Source organism: Cohnella xylanilytica, from assembly GCF_014212175.1.
GTDB lineage: Bacteria > Bacillota > Bacilli > Paenibacillales > Paenibacillaceae > Cohnella > Cohnella xylanilytica.
Map to the genome: position 1 here is coordinate 23,191 of NZ_JACJVR010000096.1, position 25,779 is coordinate 48,969.

24 protein-coding genes and 1 riboswitch are annotated in these 25,779 nt (G+C 64.0%); of the genes, 4 read left to right on the top strand and 20 right to left on the bottom strand.

The window, feature by feature from the left end:
• Nucleotides 1-28 precede the first annotated feature (28 nt).
• From H7B90_RS24190 to H7B90_RS24240, 12 genes are all read right to left on the bottom strand, one after another.
• Nucleotides 29-583, bottom strand: a complete 555-nt coding sequence (locus H7B90_RS24190) for a cob(I)yrinic acid a,c-diamide adenosyltransferase (protein WP_185138464.1) — start codon at nt 581-583, stop codon at nt 29-31.
• 5 nt (nt 584-588) lie between these two features.
• On the bottom strand, nt 589-2,274 hold the full coding sequence (locus H7B90_RS24195) for a cobyric acid synthase (protein ID WP_185138465.1): 1,686 nt from the start codon (nt 2,272-2,274) through the stop codon (nt 589-591).
• On the bottom strand, nt 2,267-3,385 hold the full coding sequence (gene cobD / locus H7B90_RS24200; protein WP_185138466.1) for a threonine-phosphate decarboxylase CobD: 1,119 nt from the start codon (nt 3,383-3,385) through the stop codon (nt 2,267-2,269). Before cobD ends, H7B90_RS24195 begins: the two co-directional genes overlap by 8 nt.
• 433 nt (nt 3,386-3,818) lie before the next feature.
• Nucleotides 3,819-4,652 (bottom strand): adenosylcobinamide-GDP ribazoletransferase, encoded by an 834-nt coding sequence (gene cobS, locus H7B90_RS24205; RefSeq protein WP_311772801.1) that lies wholly within the window; start codon nt 4,650-4,652, stop codon nt 3,819-3,821.
• A complete protein-coding gene (gene cbiB / locus H7B90_RS24210; RefSeq protein WP_185138467.1) occupies nt 4,616-5,677 on the bottom strand; it encodes an adenosylcobinamide-phosphate synthase CbiB in 1,062 nt (353 codons plus the stop codon). Before cbiB ends, cobS begins: the two co-directional genes overlap by 37 nt.
• Nucleotides 5,674-6,240, bottom strand: a complete 567-nt coding sequence (gene cobU / locus H7B90_RS24215; RefSeq protein ID WP_185138468.1) for a bifunctional adenosylcobinamide kinase/adenosylcobinamide-phosphate guanylyltransferase — start codon at nt 6,238-6,240, stop codon at nt 5,674-5,676. Before cobU ends, cbiB begins: the two co-directional genes overlap by 4 nt.
• A gap of 57 nt (nt 6,241-6,297) precedes the next feature.
• Nucleotides 6,298-7,389 carry a nicotinate-nucleotide--dimethylbenzimidazole phosphoribosyltransferase gene (cobT, locus tag H7B90_RS24220; protein ID WP_376701757.1) on the bottom strand — a complete coding sequence of 364 codons (1,092 nt, stop codon included), beginning with the start codon at nt 7,387-7,389 and terminating at the stop codon, nt 6,298-6,300.
• An 87-nt stretch (nt 7,390-7,476) separates the two neighbouring features.
• Nucleotides 7,477-8,316 (bottom strand): heme ABC transporter ATP-binding protein, encoded by an 840-nt coding sequence (locus H7B90_RS24225; RefSeq protein WP_185138469.1) that lies wholly within the window; start codon nt 8,314-8,316, stop codon nt 7,477-7,479.
• Nucleotides 8,313-8,441 carry a hypothetical protein gene (locus H7B90_RS33145; RefSeq protein WP_260411186.1) on the bottom strand — a complete coding sequence of 43 codons (129 nt, stop codon included), beginning with the start codon at nt 8,439-8,441 and terminating at the stop codon, nt 8,313-8,315. The genes H7B90_RS24225 and H7B90_RS33145 overlap by 4 nt, the downstream gene beginning before the upstream one ends.
• 7 nt (nt 8,442-8,448) lie before the next feature.
• On the bottom strand, nt 8,449-9,486 hold the full coding sequence (locus H7B90_RS24230; RefSeq protein ID WP_185138470.1) for a FecCD family ABC transporter permease: 1,038 nt from the start codon (nt 9,484-9,486) through the stop codon (nt 8,449-8,451).
• Nucleotides 9,487-10,527 carry an ABC transporter substrate-binding protein gene (locus tag H7B90_RS24235; RefSeq protein ID WP_185138471.1) on the bottom strand — a complete coding sequence of 347 codons (1,041 nt, stop codon included), beginning with the start codon at nt 10,525-10,527 and terminating at the stop codon, nt 9,487-9,489. It abuts the gene before it with no gap.
• Nucleotides 10,528-10,766: 239 nt separating this feature from the next.
• Nucleotides 10,767-10,969, bottom strand: a riboswitch (cobalamin riboswitch).
• An 85-nt stretch (nt 10,970-11,054) separates the two neighbouring features.
• Entirely contained in the window at nt 11,055-11,552 is a 498-nt protein-coding gene (locus H7B90_RS24240; protein WP_185138472.1) for a DUF1904 family protein, read from the bottom strand.
• Nucleotides 11,553-11,743: 191 nt separating this feature from the next.
• On the opposite strand from H7B90_RS24240, the gene H7B90_RS24245 reads away from it, so the two are divergent.
• On the top strand, nt 11,744-13,018 hold the full coding sequence (locus H7B90_RS24245; protein WP_185138473.1) for a VTT domain-containing protein: 1,275 nt from the start codon (nt 11,744-11,746) through the stop codon (nt 13,016-13,018).
• Nucleotides 13,019-13,068: 50 nt separating this feature from the next.
• Here H7B90_RS24245 and H7B90_RS24250 read toward each other — a convergent pair whose 3' ends face one another.
• Nucleotides 13,069-14,379, bottom strand: a complete 1,311-nt coding sequence (locus tag H7B90_RS24250) for an AAA family ATPase (protein WP_185138474.1) — start codon at nt 14,377-14,379, stop codon at nt 13,069-13,071.
• A gap of 9 nt (nt 14,380-14,388) precedes the next feature.
• Nucleotides 14,389-15,825, bottom strand: a complete 1,437-nt coding sequence (locus H7B90_RS24255; protein WP_185138475.1) for an RtcB family protein — start codon at nt 15,823-15,825, stop codon at nt 14,389-14,391.
• A 390-nt stretch (nt 15,826-16,215) separates the two neighbouring features.
• Here H7B90_RS24255 and brfA point away from each other — a divergent pair, with 390 nt between their 5' ends.
• A complete protein-coding gene (gene brfA, locus H7B90_RS33845; protein ID WP_512699119.1) occupies nt 16,216-16,449 on the top strand; it encodes a ribosome rescue factor BrfA in 234 nt (77 codons plus the stop codon).
• Here the strand turns inward: brfA and H7B90_RS24260 are convergent.
• From H7B90_RS24260 to H7B90_RS24285, 6 genes are all read right to left on the bottom strand, one after another.
• Nucleotides 16,411-16,986 carry a DUF4190 domain-containing protein gene (locus H7B90_RS24260; RefSeq protein WP_185138476.1) on the bottom strand — a complete coding sequence of 192 codons (576 nt, stop codon included), beginning with the start codon at nt 16,984-16,986 and terminating at the stop codon, nt 16,411-16,413. The two genes, brfA and H7B90_RS24260, sit on opposite strands and share 39 nt — an antisense overlap.
• Before the next feature lie 18 nt (nt 16,987-17,004).
• A complete protein-coding gene (locus H7B90_RS24265; RefSeq protein ID WP_185138477.1) occupies nt 17,005-17,643 on the bottom strand; it encodes a DUF975 family protein in 639 nt (212 codons plus the stop codon).
• Between the two features lie 293 nt (nt 17,644-17,936).
• Nucleotides 17,937-19,343, bottom strand: coding sequence for an NAD-dependent malic enzyme (locus H7B90_RS24270; protein WP_185138478.1), 1,407 nt, complete (start codon nt 19,341-19,343; stop codon nt 17,937-17,939).
• A gap of 471 nt (nt 19,344-19,814) precedes the next feature.
• Nucleotides 19,815-20,450 (bottom strand): response regulator transcription factor, encoded by a 636-nt coding sequence (locus H7B90_RS24275; RefSeq protein WP_185138479.1) that lies wholly within the window; start codon nt 20,448-20,450, stop codon nt 19,815-19,817.
• Nucleotides 20,443-22,392 carry a sensor histidine kinase gene (locus H7B90_RS24280; RefSeq protein WP_185138480.1) on the bottom strand — a complete coding sequence of 650 codons (1,950 nt, stop codon included), beginning with the start codon at nt 22,390-22,392 and terminating at the stop codon, nt 20,443-20,445. The genes H7B90_RS24275 and H7B90_RS24280 overlap by 8 nt, the downstream gene beginning before the upstream one ends.
• A 102-nt stretch (nt 22,393-22,494) precedes the next feature.
• Nucleotides 22,495-24,609, bottom strand: coding sequence for a serine hydrolase domain-containing protein (locus tag H7B90_RS24285; protein ID WP_185138481.1), 2,115 nt, complete (start codon nt 24,607-24,609; stop codon nt 22,495-22,497).
• A gap of 238 nt (nt 24,610-24,847) precedes the next feature.
• On the opposite strand from H7B90_RS24285, the gene H7B90_RS24290 reads away from it, so the two are divergent.
• Nucleotides 24,848-25,180 carry a PadR family transcriptional regulator gene (locus H7B90_RS24290; protein ID WP_185138482.1) on the top strand — a complete coding sequence of 111 codons (333 nt, stop codon included), beginning with the start codon at nt 24,848-24,850 and terminating at the stop codon, nt 25,178-25,180.
• Nucleotides 25,180-25,779: FtsW/RodA/SpoVE family cell cycle protein (locus H7B90_RS24295; protein WP_185138483.1), on the top strand; the 600-nt coding region annotated here is incomplete at its 3' end. The genes H7B90_RS24290 and H7B90_RS24295, both read left to right, overlap by 1 nt.

Sequence of the window (25,779 nt, forward strand, 5' to 3'; positions counted from 1 at the left end):
AAAAAATTTTTGATCGGCTTGGAATTCCCTACATTTCAATCCCCATGACCGCAGGCACGCCTTCGTCGTAATAATGCTTCACCGGCTGCATCTCCGTGACCAGGTCGGCGGCCCGAATGACGTCGGGGTGCGCGCTTCGTCCCGTCAACACGATGTGCATGCCGCGCGGGCGATTAAGGATCGTCTCGAGCACATCGGCGAGCGGCAGCACGTCGTCTACCGGGAACCGATCGATGGCGAGCGCGTTGTTGATCTCATCGAGAATGATCAGGTCCGCCGCTCCGGCTTCGATTCGCTCCTTGGCGAAGCTCCATCCCTCGCGCAAGGCGGCCCGGTGCTCCTCCGGCGTCTTCGTCCACGTGAACCCGACTCCCGTCTGCACCATCTCGATCCCCAGCTTGCTCAGCGCGATCTGCTCGCCGTACGAGCGCTGGGGCGACTTGATGAACTGGATGATGAGCGCCCGCTTCCCGCGTCCCGCCGCCCGCACCGCCAACCCGACCGCGGCCGTCGTCTTGCCTTTGCCGTCGCCGGTGTAGACGAGCACAAGCCCCCGTTCCTTGCTCGGCTTGTTCGACTCCATCTCTCTCAACCTCCTTCTAGAATTCGATAGATTGCCGGGACGTCGAGATGCCGCCGGACGTGGTCCGCGAGCCGGTCGAACGCCGCCTCCCGGCCGTCCCGGTACGCCGTCTCCGCCCCCAGCGGGTCCAGCCCCTTGTCCCGGCGAATCCCGTTCAGCCAAGCTCTCCGGAACCCGTCATTGTCGAAAATGCCGTGCACGTACGTCCCCCAAATCCGGCCGTCCTGCGTCGCTGCACCCTCGAGCCGGGTTTCACGGTCGATATGCAAGTCTGCCGCTCCGTTCGGGTTATTCGAACCAATCGGGTGATCCGCGTCATCCGCGACACTCGCGCCGATCGAGCGACCCGGTTCGTTCCGCCCCGCCGCGTCATTCGCATTTTGAGCGTCCTTGACGTCCGCTTCCAACCGAATCCAGCCGCGAACGCCGGAGCCGATGTCGGTGTCGACGCTCGAGGTAACGCCCATATGTATCTCGTAGCCCTCCACCGGCTGTCCGATCGCGTCGGCCTCGCCGGCGACGACCGTGCCCCGAACTCGCACCGTCCGCTTCTCCTTCGCGAACGCCGTCTCCAGCGGCAGCAAACCCAACCCTTCCGTTCGCGTTCGGTCGGTCTCGACGCCGAGCGGGTCGAGCAGCCTGAGGCCCATCATCTGGTACCCTCCGCAGATGCCCGCCACCCGACCTCCCCGCTCCGCGTAGGAGAGAAGCTTCGCTTCCAAGCCGGACTCGCGGAGCGAGAGCAGGTCTTCGGCCGTGTTCTTGCTGCCGGGCAGAATGACCGCGTCCGGCTCGCCCCATTCCCGGACGTCGGTGACGTACCGGAGCCGGACGTCCGGCTCGGAGGCGAGGGCGTCGACGTCGGTGAAGTTCGAGATGCGCGGGTATCGGACGACCGCGATGTCGATGGGCCGATCGGCTTGGGCCGCCGCGCCGTAGGCGCTCCGATTCCGCTTGCCGTCGAGGGAAGCCGAATCCTCGTCCTCCAGGCCGATGTCCGGGAGGAAGGGAACGACGCCCAGCACCGGCTTGCCGATCTTGCGTTCGAGCCACTCCACTCCGGGCCGCAGAAGGGAGACGTCCCCACGGAACTTGTTGATGACGATGCCGCGGACGCGGTCCCTCTCGTGAGGTTCCAGCAGCTCCAGCGTGCCGACGATGGACGCGAACACGCCGCCGCGGTCGATGTCGGCGACCAGGATTACGGGAGCGTCCGCCCAGCCGGCGAGGCGCATGTTGACGATATCCCGATCCTTCAGGTTGATCTCGGCGGGGCTTCCCGCTCCCTCGATGACGACGAGATCGAAGCTTGCGCGAAGCCGGGCGAGCGACTCCTTGACGATCGCTTCGGCCTGCGGCAAATACCGCTCGCGGTACGACCGGGCGTCGAGATCGCGGTACGGCTTCCCATGGACGACGACCTGCGACACCATCTCCTTCGTCGGCTTGAGCAGAATCGGGTTCATGTCGGTCGTCGCCTCGATGCCGCAGGCGTCGGCCTGCAGCCCTTGGGCGCGCCCGATCTCCTTGCCGTCCGGCGTCACGTAGGAATTGTTCGACATGTTCTGCGACTTGAACGGGGCGACGCGGCAGCCGTCCTGCTTGAAAATGCGGCACAGGGCGGCGGTCAGGATGCTTTTGCCCACGTCGGACGCGGTACCCTGGAGCATGAGCGTGCGGGCTTCAGACATGGGCGGGCGCTCCTCTCGAGAGCGCCTGCTCCAGCTCTTGAAGCAGGCGCTCGTTCTCGCCGCGCAGGCGGACGGCGATGCGGAAGTGGCGCTCGCTCAGCCCTTGGAACAGGGAGGCGTCGCGGATCAGGATGCCGCGGCCGGCCAGATGGTCCTGCAGCGTCCGCGCCGTCCAGCCGGACGCGGCCGGCAGTTCGCCGAGCAAGTAGTTGACGTCGCTCGGGCAAGCTTCTATGCCGAGGGACCGCAGGCGGCCGGTCAGCCAGGGACGTTCCTCCCGCAGCCAGGCGCGGGTCCGTGCGGCGTACTCTCGCTCGTCCAGCACGGCTTCGCCGATGCGCTGGGCGAGGAAGTTGACGCTCCACGGCGGCTGAAGCGCCCGGAGCTCCGCGATCCGCTTCGGGTGAGCGACCATGAAGCCGAGCCGGATGCCGGGGATCGCGTAGAACTTCGTCATCGAGCGGAACACGATCAGCCGTTCCGATTCCGCGGCTTCGCGGATGAGGGAGACGTCCTTTTCCTCCGGCACGAAGTCCATGAACGCCTCGTCCAGCAGCAGAAGGGACGCGTTCCGTCGCAGCCGGTCGATCGTCTCGCGCGGGACGAGGCGGCCCGTCGGGTTGTTCGGATGGCCGAGGAAGACGCAATCGGGCCTGTCGACGCCGGGAGCGCCAGGGACGCTGATCGCCGAGTCGAGCTCCGCATCCGTCAGCAGATAGTCCCGCTCCTTCGCAAGCCGGGTCGTCCGGACAGCTACGCCCGCCTTCTTCAAGGCGTCTTCGTATTCCTTGAAGGAGGGCTGCGCCAGCAGCGCGCTTGCCGGACCGATGCCGCGTACGGCCAGGTCGATCAGCTCGGCCGCCCCGTTGCCGACGAGGATGGCGTCCGGCGGGATGCCGTACTCCCGCGCCAGCTTGGCGCGCAGCCCCCGCACGGCCGGGTCCGGATAGCGGGCGATCTCGCGCCAATGATCGCGGAAGATCGCCCCGACCGCTTCCGGCGGCCCCGCCGGGTTCATGTTCGCGCTGAAGTCGAGCCACCCCGTCTCCGGCCGGCCGTAGCGCTCCTCGGCGGTGACCCAGTCTCCCCCGTGTCCGTATCTCTCGAGCATCGCGCTCCCTCCTTCATTTCGCTACCGTTTACCACTTATGCCACTGCACACGCGCCGAATGGGCGTGACCAGTCAACTCTCTTTCGCGACACTTCGGCCAATTCGCCTCATGTGCGTCATCCAGTTACTCTCTTTCGCGACAATTCAGCCATTGCGCCTCATGTGAGTCGTCCGGTTACTCTCTTTTGCGAGACTTCGGCCAATGTGCCTCATGTGAGTCATCCAGTTACTCTCTTTCGTGAGACTTCGGCCAATTCGCCTCATGTGAGTAATCTGGTTACTCTCTTTCGCGACACTTCGACCAATTCGCCTCATGTGAGTCATCCAGTTACTCTCTTCATGCTTCCTCCGCAAACTGCGGACGATAAGGGCGCCCGCCTATCTCTTCGGCGAACTGCTCCCGGCAAGCTCCGCAAGACGATCTCCGGACAGCTCAAGCATTGTACACGTACGCGACGGCGGCGAGCAGGAGCGCGAGCTCGATGCACTCGTTCAGCGCGCCGTAGACGTCGCCGGTCAAGCCGCCGAGCTTGCGTGAGACGGCGAAGGCTACAAGCCAGCCGACTCCGTAGGCGACGGCGGCCATGACGAGCAGCGCGAGCGCGGCTTCGCCCGGCGGCCAGATGCCGAAGGCGGCGAGCGCGGCCGCGGTGATCGCGCCCGCCAGAATGGCGGCCGCCAGCGCGTGCTTCGCCCCGGCGCCGCGGAACAGGCCGCCGAGGCCGCCGCCGCTTCCGGCCCGCGCATAGGGCCAGCCCGCGATCGCGGTCGCGAGGAACGCGCGGCTCCAGACCGGGATCGTCGCCAAAGCGAAGGCGACGAGCGCCCCCCGCGCCGGGAGCAGCGACGCGAGCAGCGCGACGCGCAGCAGCACCGAGAGCACGCCGGCGACGACGCCCATCGCGCCGACCCGGCTGTCCTTCATGATCTCCAGCATCCGCTCCCGGGTCCGGTGGCTGAGCAGCCCGTCGGCCGTGTCCATCAGGCCGTCCAAGTGCAGCGCCCCGGACAGGCCGATCCATATTGTCGCTACCAGAACCGCGGCGACCCATGGAGGCAGCGCCAAGCCGAGCAGCCAACCGGCCAGCGCGAGCAGCAAGCCGATGACGAGCCCGGCCGCCGGGTAACACGCCACACTGCGGCGGAAGTCCACCTCCTCGCCGACGGCCCCCGCCAGCTTGGCCGGCACCGGCAGCCGCGTCAGAAATTGCAGCGCGGCCAGCCAAGCCTTCAACCCGTTCCGAACGCCAACGAGCACCAGACGCACAGCAATCCCCCCGCGATGATATAGCTCACTCCGTACAGCAGCCGAACCGCCCGAACGATGTCCCCGGCCTCGAGCGGGCGCAGAGGCCAGCCCATCCTCGCCCGCTCGCTGACCACGTCCCCGTAGCGGTTCGTGCCGCCGAGCTCGATGCCGAGAGCCCCCGCTACGGCGGACTCCGGAATGCCGCTGTTCGGGCTCGGATGCAGCCGGGCGAACTTCCGGACGGCGCGCCTCGCGCCCGCCGACGCCCGCAACCCTGCCCAGCCCGCCCGGCCCGACCAGCTCGCCAGTCCCGCTCGGCCCATTCCGCTCGCTCGGCCCGCTCCGCTCGCCCCGGCCGCCGCCGCAAGAGCGAGCAGCCAGCCGGTCGCCCGCGCCGGCAGCCAATTAAGAACGTCGTCCAGCCGAGCCGACGCCCAGCCGAAAAACCGATACTTCTCGTTCCGATACCCGACCATCGAATCGAGCGTGTTCGCCGCCCGGTACAGCATCGCCAGCGGCGCCGCCCCGAGCAGCGCGAACGCGAGCGGCGAGACGAAGGCGTCCACCGTGTTCTCGGCCACCGTCTCCACCGCCGCCCGCGACACTTCCTTCTCGTCCAGCGAATGCGTGTCCCGGCCGACGATCCAGCCGACCTTCTCCCGCGCTTCCTTCAAGTCGCCCCGGACGAGAGGCTCGTACACCCGCATCGCCGCCTGCTTCAGCCCCTTCACCGCGAACGTCGTCGAGACGAACCAGACGTTCGCCGCGAAGCCGAGCCAAGGATGAACCCATGTCGCAAGCGCCGCGATCCCCCACATCGCCCCGAACGAGATGAGCGTGACGGCCAGCGCCAGAACGACGCCCGCGAGCCTCTTCCTCCGGGCACCGTCGCCCGGACGGAGCAAAACGCGTTCGAGCCGGGAGATCAGCTTGCCGATCCATACGACCGGATGCGGAATCCGCGCGGGATCGCCGACGAGCCAGTCGACGACGACCGCGAGCAGAACCATCAGGACCGTATCCTTAACCGAGTAGAAAATCATGAACGATCTTCCGGCCAGCGGTAAGTGATCCGGCGAAGCTCGACGGGAATGCCGGCCGTCACAAGGAACACTTCGTCGCTGACCGAGGCGATCCGCTGGTTCAGAATGCCGGCTAAATCCCGGTACAGCCGGCCGAGCGGATATTCGGGCACGATGCCGTCCCCGACCTCGTTCGTGACGAGAATCGCCCGGCCGGGATACGCCTCCAGCGTCTTCCGCAGCTCCTCGATTCGCGGCATCACCCGCCGCTCGGCCTCTTCTCCCTCGTCCTCCTTCTCGAGGAGGACGTTCGTCAGCCAGAGAGTGAGGCAATCGACGAGCACGACGGGAGCCGACGACGCGCGGCGAAGGGCCCCGACCAAATCGAGCGGTTCCTCGATCGTCTCCCAGCGGAAGCCCGTTCTCTCCCTCTGGCTGCGATGATGGGCGATTCGATCCCGCATTCCGGCGTCGAGCGCCTGAGCCGTTGCGATATAAATGCCTCTCTCCGCTTGATGAGCGGCGTATTTCTCGGCGAAGGAGCTCTTGCCGCTGCGAGCTCCGCCCGTTACCAGAACGACCATCTTCTCCGTCTCCTCCTCCGGGATGTCCCGATCATCCCGATCATCCGATCGTCCCGATCAGCCTTCCGAGATGCCCGCGCTGTCGAAAGTCGCCATCTGGCTCAGCACGTTGCAGGCCGCGTCGATCACGGGAAACGCGAGCGCCGCTCCCGTCCCTTCGCCCAGCCTCATCTCCAGGTTCAGCATCGGCTCGAGGCCGAGCTCCCGAAGCGCCAGGCGATGCCCCCGCTCCTCCGACAGATGCGAGGGAATCAGGTACTCCCGCGCGATCGGAGCGAAGCGCACGGCGGCGATCGCCGCCACGGTCGAGATGAAGCCGTCGATCACGACCGGCACGCCTCTCGCCGCCGCTCCCAGAATCAAACCCGCCAAGCCAGCGATCTCGAGCCCCCCGACCTTGGCGATAACGTCCAGAACGTCGTCCCGGTTCGGCCGGTTCGTCTCGATCGCCCGCTTCACGGTCTCGTACTTGCGACGCAGCCCTTCGTCGTCCAAGCCGGTTCCGCGCCCGACGGCCTCCGCCGGGTCGAGCTCCCCGAACACGGCGAGCATCGCCGCGCTGGGCGTCGTATTGCCGATGCCCATCTCTCCGGTCGCCAGCAGCCCGATGCCGCGCGCGGCCAGCTCTTCCGCCAGCCCGATGCCGACCTCGACCGCCCGGGCCGCTTCGTCCCGCGTCATCGCCGCTCCGCGCGCCAGATTGGCCGTTCCCGCCCGAACCTTGCGAACGAGCAAGCTCTCATGCGCTACCTCGCTCTTCACCCCGATGTCGACGCAGACCACTTCCGCTCCCGCTTGGCGGGCCAGCACGTTGATCGCCGCTCCTCCGGCCAGGAAGTTGAGCACCATCTGCCCGGTGACCTCCTGCGGGAACGCGCTGACCCCTTCCTCGCACACGCCGTGGTCGGCCGCCATGACGACGACCGCCTTCCGCGGCGGCCGATCGACGGTCGCGCCCGCGATCCCCGCCAGCTGCACCGCCAGCGACTCGAGCCGCCCGAGGCTCCCGGGCGGCTTCGTCAGACGGCCGAGCCTGCGCTCCGTCTCCTTCATGGCCGCCTCGTCGAGCGGCCTTATCGCTTCTATCGTTTGCCGAAGCTTGTCCATATCCAGTCCCTCCACCGTATGAATTCCGAACACGTCCGTCATCCCTGCCGCACCGCCGTCGGCCCGTTAATCATCCCGGCAGTTCCGTCAGTTCTGGCAGTTCCGACAGTCCCAGCAGTTCCGTATCGCTTATCCTCTTCGGCTAACGTCGACCCGACCGTTATCCCGGTCTTCCCCCGCGAGCCGCTTCTCCCAACCGCCCGGCTGCAGCATCACCTGCGGCACGCCGCGGATGGGATGCTCCGTCACGATCGGGGCAATCCCGTACACGTCCGCCAGCTTCTCCGGAGTCAGAATGTCGCGGGGCTCCCCAATTCCGACAACCCGCCCGCGATGCAGCAGCAGCAGCCGGTCGCAGTAGAGCGCCGCCAGATTCAGGTCGTGTAGCACGGCGATTACGGTCAAGCCCGCTTCCCGCCGCCACTCCTGGATCCGATCCATCAGTTGAATCTGCCGCCCGATGTCCAGGTACGTCGTCGGCTCGTCAAGCATAAGCAGCTCCGGCTCCTGCGCCATCACCTTGGCGAGCGCGACCCGCTGCTTCTCGCCGCCGCTCAGATGCTCCAGCGTCCGTTCGGCGAGCCCGGTCAAGTCGAGCTTATCGAGAATGGCGTCCAGAAGCCCGCCCGGCTCGCCTTCCTCGTCCCCGAGCCAGTTCTGGTACGGGTAACGGCCCATCTCGACGACCTCGCGAACCGTGAACCCGACCGCGGGCAGCGCCTCCTGCTCCAGCATCGCCATGCGGCGGGCCAGCTCCTTGCGCGCGTAATCCCGGACCGGCTTGCCTCCGAACCGGACCTCCCCGCCTTCCGGATCGTCCACGCCGGAGAGCAGCTTCAGCAGCGTCGACTTCCCGCTTCCGTTCGGCCCGATAATGCCGAAGCACTCGCCGCCGCGCACGGAGAAGCCGACGTCGTCCAGCACGCGCCTTCCCGAGAACGACATGCGCACCTTATCCGCATCGATCATCCGCTCGCCTCCTTCGTCACGCCGTCCTCTTCCATTCGCCGCTCCGCCACCTTCGCTCCGCCCACCTTCAGCGCCGGCCACTTTCCCGGAGCGACCGGCGATCCAAGCTTCCTTTTTTCCAACACCGCGCCATTAAGCCCTCGCCTTCTTCCTCCGCAGCAGGTACGCGAAGAACGGCGCCCCGATGAACGCCGTGACGACGCCGATCGGAACCTCCGTCGGACTCAGCACCGTGCGCGCCAGCGTGTCCGCCCATACCATGTACGTGCCGCCGAGCACCGCCGACAGCGGAATGAGCAGCCGGTAGTCCGGCCCCGCCATGAGCCGCACCAGATGCGGAACGACGAGCCCGACGAACCCGATCGTCCCGGCGATCGACACCGCGCCGGCTGTCATCAGCGTGCTGACGACGAGAACGACGATCTTCGTCCGTTCGACGCGGACGCCCAGGTGGGCGGCCTGCCTCTCGCCGAGCGCGAACAGGTTTAGCGAGCGGGCATAGAACATCAGCACGACGAAGCCCACGATCAAGTACGGCAGCAGCGCCCCGACGAACGGCCAGCCGCGGAGGGCGAGGCTGCCCAGCATCCAGAAGACGATCTGGTTGACGACCTTATCCGAGATCGACACCATGAACGACACCATCGATCCTAGAAAAGCCTGCAAAACGACCCCGGAGAGCAGAAGCGTCTCCATCCGGATTTTGCCGTTCTCGCTCGCGAGCCGGAGCACGACGAACAAGCTGACCAGTCCGGTGCCGAACGCGACGACGGGAATCGTCCACTGGCCGAGTCCCGCGAATTGCATGCCCGTCAGCATAAGGAAGGCGGCGCCCACCGCCGATCCCGAAGCGACGCCCAGCGTGTACGGGTCGGCGAGCGGATTGCGCAGAACACCCTGAAAACCCGCCCCCGCCAACGACAAGCAAGCGCCGACGAGAATGTCCAGCGCGACGCGGGGCAAGCGGATTTTCAGAATGATCTGCTCCGAGGATACCGGCCAGACGGCCTCCGTCCAGGAGGACAGCCCCGGCACCTGGTGCAGCAGAATGCCCCAGACGTCGGACAAAGGGACGCGCGGACGCGCCGCTCCGATCGAGAGGCTGACGACGGCGGAGAAGAGAAGGAGCAGCGCTCCCGCTCCTCCCCATAGCCACAGTCTGCGATTCATTTACTTCACCAGATCCGGATAGATCGCCTTGGCCACGTCCAGCAGGCCTTGGGTGATTCTCGGGCCCGGACGGGACAGGATGTCCTGGTCCACGCCGACGACGCGGCCGTTCTTGATCGCCGCGATCTGATCCCAGCCGCTTCTTCCGCGGATGATCTCTTCGAGCGTCTTGCCGGACTTGTCGTCCGTGACGCCGAGCGTGAACAGGATGACGTCGGGGTTGCTCTGCACGATTTTCTCTTCGCTGATCTCGTTCCAGCCCGTCGTGTCGCCCGCGATGTTGACGCCGCCCGCGATCGTGATCAGCTCGTCCATGAACTCGCCCTTGCCGACCGTCCAGCCCGGAGCGAACTCGACATACACCTTCTTCTTCTCTTCCGGCTTGACGGAGGCGACCGCGTCCTGCACCTTCTTCACGTCTTCCTTCATGGAAGCGACGAGAGCTTCGGCTTCCGTCTGGCGGTCGGTGACGACGCCCAGGTCGAGAATGTCCTGCATGATGTCGTCCAGCGTCTTCGGCTCGGTCTTGTACAGGTTCAGCTTCAGCCCGCGCAGCTTCTGCACGACTTCGTCCGGCATCGAGATGCCCGTCACGACAAGATCCGGCGTCAGGCCGACGATCGCTTCCTCGTTCGGCTTCGTGATGCCGCCGACCTTCTGCTTATCCTTCGTCTCCTCCGGATAGTTGTCGTAGTCGGAGACGCCGACGATCTTGTCGCCGAGTCCGAGCGCGAACAGAATCTCCGTCTCGGCCGGGGACGTCGACACGATGCGCTCCGGCGCCTTGTCGAACGTGAACGTCTGGCCGGTCGCGTCCTGAACGGTGAGCGGGTATTCCGTCTTCTTGGCGCCTTCGCTGGCCGGCGCGGAAGCGGACGGGCTGGCCGAAGCAGACTCCGTCGCCGCCGGAGCGGAGGCCGAAGCGGAAGGCGAACCGGAGGCTCCGGCGTTCGTCTCGTCGTTCTTCGAGCCGCAGCCCGCGACGAGCGCGAGCAGCAGCGCGGCCGTCAGGATCAATCCCCAATTGCGTAAAATCTTCATCTGAATCTCTTCCCCTTCTCCTGGCATGAATGATGGCGAGAAGCGCTTGAACCCCGGGCCGAGTCGCGCCGGAAGAAGCCCGTACAAAAGAAGGCCCCCTGCTTCCGTCGTGGAAACAGGGGGCCAGCCAATCAGGTAAAAGGGAACTCGCGGGCGCTGGACGGCCGCGCCGGGGCGCGGACGATCGGCTCGCCGTTCCATGGAATTCCCGATATAGCCGGTCCTTTCCGCGAAGGGTTCCTTGGCTCAGCGGGCAGGCAGGTTTCCTGGCTGCCGGATCGCGGCGCTCCTCGCCTTCCCATTCCGCATAACGGGAACAGTGGCGTCGCTGAGGAGAGCCTCCGGTTTACAGTGGCGGGACCGCGCCGGATTCGCACCGGCTTCCCTTTTAACCTTGCCGCTCCGCGAAGGACGGCAAGGCACCTGCTCGCTATGAATATTCCGTGGATCAAGCATCGTCGCTTTACGAAATTATAGCCTATCCGACCGGCAAAAGGTAGCGTCTTTTTTATGACGCTGTCGGCCGCTTATTCCCGGAGCGCGTCCCTTAGCCGGGTCGACATGGCGCCGCCCGCGGCCGAAGAGGACAACGCCTTCCTCGCCTTCCGGAGCTCCTCCGCGAGCTTGCGGTTGGCCTGGCGCAGCGATTCCAGCTCCTCTTCCGGCGGCGGCGCGTCTTGCGCTTGATCGTCGCCGAAGCTCTCCCCGTTGGCGTAATAGTCCCTCTCGCGGTAGACGCGGAAGGCGATCTCCAGCTCGGGCAGGCCGAGCGCCTGGCGAACGTGGCGGTCGACCGCCCGGGCGAAGCGGTCCTGCGCTCCCAGGCCCCTGTCGAACCAAGCCACCTCGATAAAAGGATAGGAAGAGACGAGCTCGCCCTCGGGCGAGACGGCCGTCGCGTGAAGACATTCGAGCATGAAGTAGTCGGCCGGACATTCGCAGACGGCGGCGAGCTCCTCCGTCAGCGGCCCGGCGACGGTCCGGATTCGTTCGGGGGCGATGCCCCGGATCAGCAGATGCGGCATAATCGGTCAAGCTCCTGTTCTATTCGTCGATAAGGGTTATCCCCATCATAACGGACCGGCGACGCCAAGCCAACCATCCCTGCGGCCCGTTTGGTGATCGGGCCTTCGATCGTCTATTCTATAGGTATCGCTAGAGATACGAATCGAGACGGGTTCGCGGACCCGGCAACCTCTTCTCCGGGGGTGAGGACTTGGGACCTTTTCAAAATCTGATGGATCATTACGGCTACGGGATCTTGGCGCTCGGGCTTATGCTGGAAGTGCTCGCTCTCCCTCTGCCCGGCGAGTTCCTGATGAGCTACGCGGGCCTGCTCGTTTACCAGGGCACCCTGAACTGGCCGCTGAGCATACTGGCCGCGAGCCTCGGCAGCTGCCTGGGCGTCACGGGCGCCTATTGGATCGGCTACAAGGCGGGCCGGCCGTTCTTCGAGCGGTTCGGGCCGCGCATTCACCTCGGTCCCGACAAGCTGGACAAGGTGTCGGCCTGGTTCGACCGCTATGGGAACAAGGTGCTGCTGATCGCCTACTACATTCCCGGCGTCCGGCACTTCACCGGCTACTTCGCCGGGGTGACGCGGCTGCCGTTCCGCACGTTCGCCCTGTACGCGTACACCGGGGCGCTCGTCTGGACGGGGCTGTTCATCACGCTGGGCAAAATTCTCGGTCCGCAGTGGGAGCACTTCCACCAGGCTATCAAGAAATATTTGCTTCTCGCCGGCGTTCTCGCCGCCGTCGGTCTCGCGGTCTATTACGCGATCAAGCGAAGCAAGCTGCGCGTCAAGGACGCGGCCCTGCGCTGGATCGGGAAGGGGATGGCCTTCTTCCGTACCGTCCGGCGGCTCGAGTGGGCGATCGCGGCTTCGTTCGTCGCCTTCGTCGTCACCGTCACCTGGGCGCTGTCGGTGCTCGAGGACTTCCTCGGCCACGAATTCGCGGAGTTCGACGAGCTCGCTCCCCTCGTCGTCCATTCGGTCTTCGACCGGAGCTGGGCAGGCTTCATGGACGGCATGCTGACGCTCGCCCGCCCGGAGACGTTCTCCGCCCTCATCGTCGCGGCATTGATCGCGATCTGGGCACGTAAGCGGGACCGGGCGCTGGCCATTCCCTTCTACGCCGCCGGCCTGGCCGGAGGGGCCGCGGGCGAGACGGCGCTCCGCCATCTGTTCGGCAGCGCCGGGCCGGGCGGCGCCCTCTTCTCCTTCCCGAGCGAACCCGCGATTCTCGCGGTCATCGTTTTCGGCTTGTCGGCCTACTTCGCGGGACGGGCGTCCGCTCTCTGGTGGGCCCAAGCCGTGCTGACCGCCGCGACCTTGCTCGCGGTTGCGCTCGTCGGCGTCGCCGAAGTATACGCGGACGTCTCGTACGCGAGCGACGTCACGGCTGCCTTCGCCTTCGGCGGAGGCTGGATCAGCTCGGTCATCGTCCTCTTCGAGCTGTCGCTGCTGCTGCAGCGCGCAACCCGCTAACCCGACGATATCGGGTTACAGAGCCGCACTCGCTCCCGCACACGGCTGTACTACGCCAGGAACCCCATGCCGGAGGAGCCGCCGCCCGCCCCCTCGCTCATCCACTCGCCCTTGCGCCCCTTGGAGAGGTCGCCCTTCATGTCGGAGACGAGGCGGTCCAGGTCGACCGCGTCTTCGTAATGCTTCTGCAGGGCGGCGGAGACGTACAGCTCGCCGAGCTGCGCGAACGAGAACCCCTCCGTGCGCCGCGCCGCTTCGGCGGTCAGCTCGTCGCCAGCCAGCTGCGCGAGTCCCCGGCGCTTCAGGAACGCGAGACGCAGCGGTTCGTCCGGCAGCTTCACCTCGTGCGCCCGGTCGAACCTGCCCGCCCGGTTCATGAGGGCGGGATCGATCTTCTCCGGATAGTTCGTCGTTCCGATCAGGAAGACGCCCTCCTTCGACGTCGCTCCGTCCAGCGTGTTAAGGAAGTAGGAGCGGCAGGAGGCCGGCATCGAATCGATGTCCTCGATGACGAGCACCATCGGAGACAGCTTCGTCGCGGCGGCGAATACCTGCTGGATGGACTCGCTCGTCGTGTATTCGGTGATCTGCCAATACGCCACCGGCGCCTCGACGCTCCCCGAGATCGACTTGACCAGCGTCGTCTTTCCATTGCCGGGTTTGCCGTAGAGGAGAATCCCTCTTTTGTAGGGCACGTTGTACGTCTGGAAAAAAGCTTTGTCCTTCGAGAAAAACTCGTCGATATACCGGTAGATCTGCGTCTTGAGCGCTTCGTCCATGAAGACGTCGTCCCGCGTCACGCCGTGCCCGATCGGCTCGACCGAACGCTCCAGCCCGTCTCTCGTGTCCGTGAACACGGTGATCTTGCGCTCCCCGATCTGGCGGGCCTGCATGTCGGCGAGGAAGCGCGCCAGGCTCTCGTCGTCCGGCGCGAAGATGACGTCTTCGAAGCCGAGCCCGTGCATATTCAGCTTCGGAATGCGGGCGAAGGCGACCCGGTAAGCCGGATAGACGAACACGTTGTTGCGCACAGCCGGACGGATGCCGAACTTCTTCCCTTCCGGATCCGATTCGAACGAGAACTCCCGCGTCTCGACCAGATCGAACACGCCGGCCAGATGCTCCACCCCGGCGAAGTCCGAGCGAATGTCTTCCCGCAGGCCGTCCCAGGCGTCGTCGGAGTCCGACTCGTAATACAGCTTGAACCCGCAATCGTACTTCTCGCCGAGCAGCCGGACGATCCGGTTCACCGCCGAGGCGTAATCGAAGTAGCTGTCCGTCTCGAGCGGCCGTCCGGCTTCGCTCTCCCTCACGAACGGCAGCGAAGCCGCCGCCGTCAGATTCCATGTTTTTATCGTCATATAGGCTTCTTAAACTCCTTTGACCGTCGCCAGCGGCCGGCACTTGGCCACGACCGAGGCCAGCTCCGCTCCGACGACGCTGTCGATGATTTGATCTACGTTCTTGTAAGCTTGAGGAGATTCGTCCAGAATCGCTTCCAGCGCGCGGTGGTTGACGACGATCTCGTCTTCCGTCCCGACCCGCATCGCGGCTTCGAACTCCCGGACGGTCACAAGCTGCTTCGTCGCGTTGCGCGAGCGGATCCGCCCGGCGCCGTGGCAGATCGAGTAGCAGTTGCGCGCCCCTTCGGGCCGGCCGACCATCAGGTACGACGCCGTCCCCATCGAGCCGGGGATGAGCGCCGGGTGGCCCGTCTCCAGGTAGGGAGCCGGGTTGGCCGGATGCCCGGGAGGCAGGGCGCGCGTCGCGCCTTTGCGATGGACGAACAGCTTGCGGCCGTCGTGCTCTTCTTCCCATGCGTAATTGTGCATGAGGTCGTACAGCGTGCTCATCTTCACCTGCGGGCCGAGCTCGTCGCGCAGCGCTTCGCGAATCGCGTACGCGATCAGGTGGCGGTTCGCGGTCGCGTAGTTGAGCGCCGAGTACATCAGGTTGGCGTACGTCCGTCCCGCTTCGCTATCCAGAGGAGCGAACGCCAGCTTCGGGTCGGCCGTGCCGAGGCCGAGCCTGCGCATCGTCTTGGCTACTTCCGAGCCGCAGAACTGGTTCACCGCTCCGCCCCACGCCCGCGAACCCGAGTGGATCATGACGACGACCTGCCCGTCGAACAGCCCCCACTTCTCGGCCACGTCCCTGTTCTCCTCATGGATCTCGACCGCCTGAAGCTCGGCGAAGTGGTTGCCGTTCCCCAGCGTCCCGAGCTGCCGGTGGGCCCGATGCCACAGCGGCTCCGGAATTCGGTTCAGCGCCTCCTCGTCGAACGGGTACCGCCCGCACTCGACGTGGCTGAGCGAAGTCGCCTGCCGGGGCGTGTAGGCGTCGGGCACGTATTTGCCCGGCAAGCCGTGCAGCCCCTTGCGCAGAACGTGCTCGAGCCGCAGATCGGAGAAATGGCCGCGCTTGTGCTCCTCCACCGGCAGATAGGACGCGATCGCCTTCACCAGCTTGCGGCGCAGCTTGACCTCCTTCAGATCGTCCGCGCGCAGGTTGGTCAGGTGAACCCTCATGCCGCAGCCGATGTCGCTCCCGACGATGGAAGGCGACACGTAAGCCTCGTCCGCGTCCCAGACCGCCGTCGTCCCGATGCAGGTGCCGACCCCGACATGGACGTCCGGCGTGTAGCTCATGTAGCGGATATTCGGAATTTGCAGATTGTTGTTCGCCATCTCGAACACCTTCGAGCCCATGGCTTCGTACAGTTCGTCTCCGGTATAGACGTGAACGTCCCCCGCGGGAAGGCTCACCGGCCGGTAATAAGCGGATGGCCGCTCGTTTTTCATTAACATAAATTCGCTTTGCTCCCTTACATTCACATGAATTAAAAACGCAAAAAAACCGCAAGCCATCGCTCACGGTCGTTGGAAAGATCATGAAATAGACAGGACGAATCCGCATAGGATTATCCTGGCTCCACGCTTGCTTCCGTCCGTAGAGGCCAATGGGCCAGACGCGAATTATTCGGTTGCGGCGTAAGCGACGGACGGCGAATCATTGCGGTCATGGTCCACGGACCTCCTTCCATGTAAGATAATGCTAACTATAACGAGGGCGCTTCTTCGTTGTCAATAGGTATCATAAAAATATTTTATGACAGCGGTTAAATTCGTTTATTACCCTCTTCGGGCGTAGTATAATGAGTCGGCAACCCATTTTCACAATCCGGGAGGAATTCGAACATGAGCAAGTCGAGAACGAAGCAGGCCCGGCTCAAGGCCGAACGGTCCGGAGCCCTGAATCCGGAGGCGCTCCGGGGACGATGGACGCGCAAGCCGCAGACGCAAGCGCAGCCGAATAAGAAAGCGCAGCAGCGCCGTACGCAATGCCGCCTGAGAGGCAGCCGCGACGGCGCTGATTTTTTGCGGAACGGATGTTCAGACGCTGAATTGAATCTGGCTTCCCGAGTCGGTTAACGTCGGGTCGGCGTAAATAATGGCGATGATGTAGATGACGGCCAGCACCAGCGAATACAGCACGGTTCCGATAATGCCGCAGATCAGTCCCGCGAACGCCAAGCCCCGTCCCTGTCCGCCGAAGTACTTCAATTCCTTCAGCGCCAGCCCGGCGAAGACGATCGCCACGACCCCGATGATCATCCCCGCGAACGGAACGACGATGGCCAGAATGCCCAGCACCAGAGCCGCGATCGCTTTGTTGTTCGTCGACGGCGGGACCGGAACCGGCGCGTACGCGTAAGGCGGCCGAGGGCCGTAAGGCGCCTGCGGAGCGTATGGCGTTTGAGGCCCGTATGTTGCCTGCGGTCCGTGCGAGACCTGCGGTCCATGCGCCGCCTGCGGTCCATGCGCTGCCTGCGGAGCGAATGCTGCCTGCTGCCCATATCCCGCTTGGGGTCCGTTTGCCCCTTGGGTTTCTGGATTCGCGGCTTCAGCACTCGGTGTCTCGGAAGCCGGGCCCCTGCCGGTCGGAGGTACCCTCTCGAAGTCGGTCATATGATGTCCTTCGATCCCTTAGCCTGCATAGCCCGGATATCCCGGAGGCGGAGGAGGCGGCGTCGCCGCTTGGGTGCGGCTTCTCAGATCCTCGTAGAAATGAGCCATCGAGGTGAGAATGTACGGATACACCCACAACAGCCCGATACCGAACGGGATCGCTCCGAGAATGATCCAGCCGATGAAAGTGAGAATTAGGACGAACAGGCGGCCCTTGTGCCCCGCGGTCAACTCCTTGCTTCGGCGAATCGCTTCCAGCGGCCCGATCGAAGGATTGTCCCGCAGGATGAAGTAAGCCTGAGAATAACGCAGCGAGGCGATAATGCCCGGAATGATGAGAAGCAGCGACCAGAGGAACACGAAGATCGCCATCAATACGTGAAGCAGGAACGCATCGATAAACTGGGCGAACCCGGAGAACAAATGCCCGGAGTCGGTCCTGTTGGTTCTGACTAATTCCAGGAAGTAAGCGTACAACCCCATCGCGAGCGGACCGATCAGCAGCAGCTCCACGATCCATCCCAGGAACGGAATCAGGTTGATGGCAGCGAGAACCCATACGAGGACGTAGTATAGCAGCATCGTCAATACGGCTCCCGTCCATTTTCCTTGCAAACTTGCTCTTGCTCTTGCGCGAATCTCCGCACTTGTCGGCATTCGGATCGAACTCCACCTTTGCGTCAAATTTGGCCTAGCATACCAAGAACCCCTTCGGTTTCCTAGTATTTACAAACTCATTGTAGCCACATTTCGACATTTCGACAATATGTATTTTTTGTGACGGTTCGCGGTTCTTCCATTATGGCTATGAGAAGACCGGGACGTTTATGCCCTTCGGAGGGCATGCGGAAAAAGCCCGCAGCCGGGGCCGCGGACTCATGAACCGCCTGTAGATTAGCGAATTAGCGTACCAGAAGAACTTATGCGACGGCGGCTCCGATAGGCCGGCGTTACCGGAAGTCCGGAGGCGTCCGGCGGGCGACCCCGGTCAGGATCGCCGTCTCGACGACGGCATGCCGGACCTTGGCGACGACCTGCTCGTTGAAGATGCTCGGGATAATATAATGCGCGTTCAGCTCGTTCTCCGTGACGACGGATGCGATCGCCCTCGCCGCCGCCAGCTTCATCGGCTCGTTGATGCGGCGCGCCCGGCAATCGAGCGCTCCCCGGAACACCCCCGGGAACACGAGCACGTTGTTGATCTGGTTCGGGTAATCGCTGCGCCCGGTCGCGAACACCTTCACGATCGGCATCGCCGCCGCCGGGTCGATCTCCGGGTTCGGATTCGCCATCGCGAACACGATGCGGTTCTCCGCCATCGTCTCGACGTCCTCCGCGGAGAGCACGTTGCCCCTGGAGACGCCGATGAACACGTCCGCGCCGCGGATGACGTCCTTCAGGACGCCGGCCTCCGCTCCGACCTGCGGCTGCTCGGAGAGCCATTGCCACATCGCGTGCTGCGGATAGCGGCCGCCCCGCACGATCGCCCCGTCCCGGTCGACGGGCACCAGCTTGCTCACGCCGGCGGCCAGCAGCATCTTGCAGATCGACACGCCCGCCGCCCCGATTCCGTTCACGACGACCTTCACCTGGTCCATCCGCTTGCCCACGACCTTCAGCGCATTCAGGATGCCCGCGATGACGACGATCGCCGTCCCGTGCTGGTCGTCGTGGAACACCGGGATATCCAGCTCGCTCTCCAGCCTCTTCTCGATGTCGAAGCAGCGCGGGGAGGCGATGTCCTCGAGGTTGATGCCGCCGAAGACGGGAGAGATCGTCTTGATCGTCCGGATAATCTCCTCCGTGTCCTTCGTGTCGAGGCAGATGGGAAAAGCGTCCACCCCCGCGAGCTGCTTGAACAGCATCGCCTTCCCTTCCATGACCGGCGCCGCCGCGAACGGCCCGATGTCCCCGAGCCCGAGCACGGCCGTGCCGTCGGTGACGACCGCGACCGTGTTGCGCTTGATCGTCAGCGAATAGGCCTTGTCCGGGGCTTCGTGGATCGCCGTGCACACCCGCGCCACGCCCGGCGTATACACGCGGGACAAGTCGTCCCGGTTGCGGATCGCGAGGTTCGGCTGGACGGAAATTTTGCCGCCCAGGTGGGCGAGGAAGGTCCGGTCCGACACGTTGATGAGATGAAGGCCTTCGAGGAGCTTCAGCGCTTCGACGACCTTCGGCTCCCCGTCCTCCGTCACGTGGACCGTAATGTCTCGGACGGAGACGTCCTGCCCGGGACGGATGACGTCGATGGACGTAATGTCGCCTCCGGCTTGACCGATCGCGGCCGCCACGTCCCCGAAGTGAATCCGGGAATGGTTCAATTCCACCCGTACGATAATGCTGTTGTAGGCCATGTCGAATAGACGCTCCTTTGACGATGAAATTCCGGCGATTAACGGCAATTGTCAATGTCGGTTCACGTAATGGCGACGCTTCTCGCGGCGGCGGAGCTTGTCTTCGGATCGGCGGAAGACGGCTCTCTGCCCGCGCTCGGCCGGTCGGCGCATCCCCCGTTCTCCTAGTATCGTCGAATCCGTCCTCGGCAAGACCCCGGCTGTTCGGGCCGCAGGCTTCACCTCCGTATGGCGGCCCCCCGCCTCCGTGCCGCCTCCGTCCATCGTCCGAGCAAGCACCGCGCCCGCGACTAGCGCCGACGCCGGCCGCGATCAGGCCGGCGCCTCTATTCCGCACGGCCTCGGCATATCGCCGGATCGCTTCATGGCCCGCGCATTCTACAACTACGTCTAAATCCTTCGCCGGGAAGGCGCCGAAATCCTCCGTCCCCTCGGAAGTTATCGATATTCGTGTCCGCGCCGATCGGCTCCTCATTCCTCATTCGGATTCAGAGAGCCGAGCAGCCCCGTCTCGTAGCCTCTGGCGACCGCTCCGATCCGCGTTCGAACCCCCAGCTTCCGGTTGATCGCCGCCATATGGTGCTCGACGGTGCGCTGGCTCATCGCCAGCTCCTGCGCGATCTCCTTGTTCGTCTTCTCCTCGGCGATCCGCTTCAGAACTTCCCGCTCCGCGGAAGTCAGGAGGTCTCTCGACCGGGCGAGCACCTTCTCCGCCACGAGCGCATGCCCGAGCATGCTCTGACGGACGGCGTTCATGATCTGCGCGTAAGTACTCTGCTTCGATAGATACGCATGAACCCCGATCTCATACGCCTTGCTATAAAATTCGTCGTAGGCGTATCCGGACAGAAGGATGATTTTGAGAGAGTGCCCGAATCGCTCCTTCAGTCTCTTCCCCAATTCGAAGCCGTTCATATGCGGCATCGAGACGTCCATCACGAGGACGTCGGGGCGGCAGGAACCGGACTCGACGGCCCGCAGCAGCTCGCGGGGATCGACGAAGGTCCACGGCACCTCGATATCCGGCTCTTTGTCCAGACGATTCTTCAACCCCTCCAGCACGAGCGGGTGATCGTCGAGCAGCGCGACTCTGATCATCTCAGGCATGGGCTCGAACCTCCTCTCCTAGCGGCAGACGGATCGCGACCGTCGTTCCCTCTCCGGGGGACGATCGAATGTCCGTATCTCCTCCCAAGTGGCGAATCTGGCTAAAAGCCGACAGGAGACCGAAGCGCCTCTCTCCTTCCGGGGACGGCCGCAGGGCGGCCTCAACGTCGAACCCGTCTCCGTCGTCAACGATCGTGCAATGGATCGCCTGCCGGTCTCCCCACAGACGAATGCTCATCCCGGACGCGCCCGAATGCTTGAAGACGTTGTGGACGTATTCGCGGACGGCCCGGAACAGATTGATCTTGACCGACTCGTTCGCCGGTTCGCCCGGAGCCAGCTCGTACGCGAGCTCCATCCGGATCTCCCCCTTCTCCTTCATCGTGCGAAGGAGCCATTGCAGCGCCTCCTTCAGGTCCCCCTGGTCGATAATAGGCGGGTACAAATCGTCGCACAACGCGCGAATGTCGCGCTGCGAATCGTAGACGCACTTCAGCCAGACGGCGACCTGCTCCCGGTCCGCCGCCCCCGTGTCATGCAGTTCTTCCAGGTCCCGAGACAGGAAAATCATGTTCTGCAGCAGATGATCGTGCAGGTAGTAGGCGACGCGCATCCGCTCGGACTGCTGCGCTTCCAGCAGATTCCGGCCGAACGGCGCCATGTCGGGAAGCTCGCGGCGCGAATCGGTTCCGCCGTCCGCGCCGTTCTTCCCTCCCAGACGGACGGATAGCAGCCGCTTCTGCCGCTCCAGCCATTCCGCGCGACGTTCTTCGCGGCGGCGGAAACGCCTTAGGCTTTTCTGATAACCCCAGGTGAGCAGGGCGAATACGGCAAACAGCAGGCACGCCGAGAGCGTCGACATCCCCTTGGCCGCCAGCGAGAATAGCGCGAACGCCGCGCCCAGATAGAAGCTATGGACAAGCAGCCTTGGGATATAAAGCCGCATGTCCAGCATGCTTCGCGCGACGAGCAGGTACGTGATCGCGCACGAGAAGGGGACGAGACCCGCAAGCGTATATTCGATCGGGACGATCGATTCTCCCCGCGCAAGCTGGGGAATGGCATATAGGAACGTGTAGGGCAGCAAGCTGAGGAACAGCGCGGAGAAGAGGACGAGCAGCTGGTTCTGCTCCGTCCGGTCGAACGATCTCCAGAACGCCAAAGTGAGAACCGCAAGCAGCGCCAGAGTGCCGATTACGGCGCAATTCATCCAATCCTCCAGCCACTTAGGCACGTCGAGGCTCATCGCGATCAAGGAAGCGATATAGGCGGAGAATAGGACCGAGCAGGCTTGATAGGCGAGCCGCAGCTTCTTGAACCGGCTGTGAACGGTGCGGAACGCGAGCTGCAGATAGAAGGACAGAAGTAGATAAGGCAGCCAGACGGAGGCGTAGGAGCTGACGAGATCGGACACGCTTCTCTCGGCCGAGAAGGAAGCGAGAATGCACAGCGCCATCAGCCAGTTGAGCGCGTAGAACGACCGGATGACGCGGGACTCCGGCTGGGTCCGGACGGCATACAAGCCGATTCCGAGCATCGTCAGCTCCATGGCGATCGAGAACGCGGCCTGGGCGATGCCGTCCGTCCCCGTCCGGCTTCGGAATTCCAGCTTGCGGCCGTCCGGCTTCTCGACTTCGATCCGGCCCGCCCTGCTCAGGATGACGCCCGATTCGGCCGGGATCAGCCTGGGCTTCGGACTTCCGTCCATCCGCGCGATGCGGTCGCCCGGACCGATCTCCCAGCCGCTCGCCAGCCCCTCTTCCTCGACGGCCGAGACCGTCCACCCGCTCCCGGCCGCGGGCCTTAGCTCAAGGCCGATATAAGGAGCGCGCAGGGATACGTAATGGATATAAGCGGCCAGAAGAACGTAGCCGACTAGAGTCGCGGCTAGCAGCAGGCGGGTTTTGAGCTTCGAAAAGGATAAGTTCGTTCCGATCGTCATTAGGCATCACCGACTCCAGTATAGCATCGTTCGGCAGCGGGGAGAGCGCCGAACGCGCGAGCCGGCGCCGGGCTGGCCGCTCGCGCGCTCCGTCGCGTCCGTTCAGGGGAACCGGTAAAACATCGCCGCCGCTTCCTGGCGCAGCAGAGGCTGCTTCGAACGGTAATCGATCGCGCCGGACGCGTCCTTGACCGCTTCCGGACCGTAGTAGCCTCTCGCCACGGCCGTCTGCACCCCTTCCAGCGCCCAGGCGTCGGTGTCGCCCTTCAGCTTGGCCGGCAGCGGTTCGGCCCCGATGGAGCCGAACAGGAGCAGCAGCGCCCGCGACAGGACGACGGCCGCCTCCTGGCGGGTGATCGGCCGGTCCGGCTCGAACGCCCCGCGGGCCGTTCCGCTCACGAGCCCGAACTCCAGAGCCGTCTGAATCTCGGCGGCGTAGGGGCTGTTCGCGGCATCGCGGAATAGCACCGGCTCCTCCGATAGCGGCGTATCCGCGAGCCCCATGAGCTGTCCGACGAACTGCGCTCGGGTGATCGGCCTCTCCGGACGGTATGCCCGGGCGTCTTCCTTGTCGAGCAAGCCTTGCTGCCGAACGTAATAGATGTACTTGGCATAGGGATGATCGGCGGGGACGTCGTCGTAGAGCTTCGGCTCCGGCAGCTTCTCCGACCAGCTGTCCGCCTTGTTATAGGCGAAGTATGCGATGTTCCCTCGTCCGTTTTCCTTGAAGGCGGCTCGTCTTCCATCCTCGTCCTCGAACAGCAGCTCCTTGACTTGCTTCAGCCGGTGCTCCCCGTACGAATCGGTAACGATCAGCCCCCCATCCGTCGCGGAGACGTCGTAATGCCACATCGGCAACCGCAGGTCGCGATAAATGCCTTCCAGCCGAGCCAGCTGCTCCTTCGTCTGACTGACCGACGGTTCCGATTCGCCGGATGGCTTCGTTGTCGGATAATAATGGTCCATAAACGACTTGAACAGCTCACTCTGGATCGTGCGGGCGTTGCGGACGCCGTTCAGCGCGACGAACAGTCCCGTCCGGCGCTCGGGCAGCAGCCAGAGGTGGGATTGGAATCCGGTCGCCGCTCCCCCTTTGTCGACGACGTATTGCCCGTTGGCAAGGTTCGGGTACGTCGATTCGAAGCCGTACCCGACGCCGGGAATGTCCGGGTGGATCGACACGCTTAGCCGCTCCATCTCTCGTACCGACCGCTCGCTCAGGAAGGAGACAGCCCCCAGCTTGCCTCCGTTCAGCATCGCGATCATGAACCGGGCCATGTCCGACCCGGTCGAGATCAGCCCTCCGTCAGGCGAATCGTTCGGGAACGTGGCGTATTGCGGCAGCGGTTCTCCCGCGCCGTCGTGCGGGGTCGCGAGCCTCTTCCGAATGTCGGGCGTGAGGACGAAGCTGCTGTTCTTCATGCCGAGCGGCGCGAAGATCCGGTCGGCCTCGACCTTCTCGAACGGTTGTCCGGCGACGTTCTGCACGATATAGCCGAGCAGATTGTAGGCGTAATTGTCGTAGCGGAACGCTTCGCCCGGCCGTCGGACGACGGATGGCGCGTTGTCCTTGACGAAGTCGGCCAACGGGTACACTTCCTCCGGCTCCCCTTCGTCCGCCGCCGCTTCCGTGCGGTCGAACCCGCTCGTATGCGTCATCAGGTGCTTCAACGTCAACGGCGCTCCGGTGTCGTTCGGAATGCTCAACCCGTTCAAGTAACCGCCGACGTCGGCATCCAGATCGACCTTGCCTTGCTCGGCCAGCTGCATGACCGCTGCCGCGGTGAAGGTCTTGGAGATCGAGGCCAGGCGGAACAACGTGGCGTCGGGATCGACCGGCGCGCGGCTAATCGCGTCGGCATAGCCGTAGCCCTTGGTCAGCAGCGCGCGATCGTCTTGAACAACGGCGACGACCGCCCCCGCGAGGGATGGCCGGATGTCCGGCCGGTCGAAGAAGCCGTCGAGGAACGACTCGACTTCGCGGGGATCGGAAGGGCCGGGCGGCAGCGCGGACGGCGCAGGCGGCGCTGATGGCGACAATGTCGAGGATAGCGAAGACGTCTCGGATTGTGCGGATGGTACGGATTGTGCAGATGGTGAGGATGGCCCGGATTCGGCGGCATAAGCCGCGGACGGGAAGATCATAGCGGCCGACAAGACGGCGGCGAGCAGCTTGCGGCGCGGCGAATGAAGGCTGGCGTGGGTGAAAATGCGCATACGATATCTCCTTTTTCGAATTCAATGGATTAGAATGCACCCTAACCCTACCACACGCATCGAAGAGGCGAATCGGTAACGGCGGGCGTTATCCGCGGCCGTTCACGCATTTATTTTGCGCGATCACGCAACTCAGTCGGGTTGGTTGGACTTGCCAGAGGACGATCGTTAGCCTATACTAATACCTAGAATTACGATGTATCGTAAATCAAGGTATTCTAGGCGAAGGAGGCTCATCATGAAAATCAGCAAGGAACTGCTCAAGGGCAGCACCGTTATCCTCATTCTCACGCTGCTTGACCGCAAGGAGATGTACGGCTACGAGCTCGCCAAGGAGCTGGAGCTTCGTTCGGGGGGGATCTTCAGCCTCAAAGAAGGGACGCTGTACCCGATTCTTCACGCACTCGAGGCCGATTCCATGGTCGAGGCGTATTGGGACGAGCAAGGTCAGCGGCCGCGCAAATATTACCGAATTACCGACCGGGGACGATCGCAGTTGGAAGAGAAGAAGCGCGAGTGGAGCCTCTTCAGCGGTGCGGTCAACCGCGTGCTCGGGGGGGAGGGAGTCTGATGAACGATATTCGGAATCGCGAGGACGTTCGTCGCTATCTCGATGAGATTTGCGGCTTGGTGCGGGCTCGGGAGAAGCATGACGAGATTCGGCGGGAGCTGGCGAGCCATCTCGAGGACCTCGTCGCCGACAAGCTGGATTCGCTTGGCGAAGCGGTGGAAGACGGAACCGATCGGCGGGTTAGCAAGGACGAGGCGGTGCGGGAGGCGATCCGGCAGATGGGCGATGCCCGCCTGATCGGGAAGCGGCTGAACCGGGTGCACAAGCCGAAGACGGACTGGAGTCTTGTGGCGCTCTCGGCCGTTCTGATCGGAATCGGGTTATTTGCGATGTATACCGTCCAAGGCGCCTTTGAGCCGGGCGGCGTTTACGATTCGGTCCGCTTTTTGATGAACAAAATCGTATTCTCGGCGCTTGGCCTCGCGGCGATGGCCGCTCTTTATTTCTTAGATTATCGTAAACTTCGAAGTCTTGTTTGGCCGCTGTACATAACCGCTGCTCTTCTCATGCTGCTCACCCATTTCGAAACGTTCGGCGGTTCAGTCATCAACGGGGCGCATACTTGGATTCGAATTGCATGTCAACATCAGTTGAAAATT

What these genes read in the sequence shown, in the direction of transcription:
- H7B90_RS24190 (WP_185138464.1), bottom strand. Translation starts at nt 583, where the DNA reads ATGGAGTCGAACAAGCCGAGCAAGGAACGGGGGCTTGTGCTCGTCTAC.
- cobD (WP_185138466.1), bottom strand. Translation starts at nt 3,385, where the DNA reads ATGCTCGAGAGATACGGACACGGGGGAGACTGGGTCACCGCCGAGGAG.
- H7B90_RS24195 (WP_185138465.1), bottom strand. Translation starts at nt 2,274, where the DNA reads ATGTCTGAAGCCCGCACGCTCATGCTCCAGGGTACCGCGTCCGACGTG.
- cbiB (WP_185138467.1), bottom strand. Translation starts at nt 5,677, where the DNA reads ATGATTTTCTACTCGGTTAAGGATACGGTCCTGATGGTTCTGCTCGCG.
- H7B90_RS24225 (WP_185138469.1), bottom strand. Translation starts at nt 8,316, where the DNA reads ATGATCGATGCGGATAAGGTGCGCATGTCGTTCTCGGGAAGGCGCGTG.
- H7B90_RS24280 (WP_185138480.1), bottom strand. Translation starts at nt 22,392, where the DNA reads ATGACGATCGGAACGAACTTATCCTTTTCGAAGCTCAAAACCCGCCTG.
- H7B90_RS24260 (WP_185138476.1), bottom strand. Translation starts at nt 16,986, where the DNA reads ATGACCGACTTCGAGAGGGTACCTCCGACCGGCAGGGGCCCGGCTTCC.
- H7B90_RS24240 (WP_185138472.1), bottom strand. Translation starts at nt 11,552, where the DNA reads ATGCCGCATCTGCTGATCCGGGGCATCGCCCCCGAACGAATCCGGACC.
- cobU (WP_185138468.1), bottom strand. Translation starts at nt 6,240, where the DNA reads ATGGTCGTTCTGGTAACGGGCGGAGCTCGCAGCGGCAAGAGCTCCTTC.
- H7B90_RS24255 (WP_185138475.1), bottom strand. Translation starts at nt 15,825, where the DNA reads ATGTTAATGAAAAACGAGCGGCCATCCGCTTATTACCGGCCGGTGAGC.
- H7B90_RS24230 (WP_185138470.1), bottom strand. Translation starts at nt 9,486, where the DNA reads ATGAATCGCAGACTGTGGCTATGGGGAGGAGCGGGAGCGCTGCTCCTT.
- H7B90_RS24290 (WP_185138482.1), top strand. Translation starts at nt 24,848, where the DNA reads ATGAAAATCAGCAAGGAACTGCTCAAGGGCAGCACCGTTATCCTCATT.
- cobT (WP_376701757.1), bottom strand. Translation starts at nt 7,389, where the DNA reads ATGACGGACGTGTTCGGAATTCATACGGTGGAGGGACTGGATATGGAC.
- H7B90_RS24250 (WP_185138474.1), bottom strand. Translation starts at nt 14,379, where the DNA reads ATGACGATAAAAACATGGAATCTGACGGCGGCGGCTTCGCTGCCGTTC.
- H7B90_RS24235 (WP_185138471.1), bottom strand. Translation starts at nt 10,527, where the DNA reads ATGAAGATTTTACGCAATTGGGGATTGATCCTGACGGCCGCGCTGCTG.
- H7B90_RS24275 (WP_185138479.1), bottom strand. Translation starts at nt 20,450, where the DNA reads ATGCCTGAGATGATCAGAGTCGCGCTGCTCGACGATCACCCGCTCGTG.
- H7B90_RS24285 (WP_185138481.1), bottom strand. Translation starts at nt 24,609, where the DNA reads ATGCGCATTTTCACCCACGCCAGCCTTCATTCGCCGCGCCGCAAGCTG.
- H7B90_RS24270 (WP_185138478.1), bottom strand. Translation starts at nt 19,343, where the DNA reads ATGGCCTACAACAGCATTATCGTACGGGTGGAATTGAACCATTCCCGG.
- H7B90_RS24265 (WP_185138477.1), bottom strand. Translation starts at nt 17,643, where the DNA reads ATGCCGACAAGTGCGGAGATTCGCGCAAGAGCAAGAGCAAGTTTGCAA.
- brfA (WP_512699119.1), top strand. Translation starts at nt 16,216, where the DNA reads ATGAGCAAGTCGAGAACGAAGCAGGCCCGGCTCAAGGCCGAACGGTCC.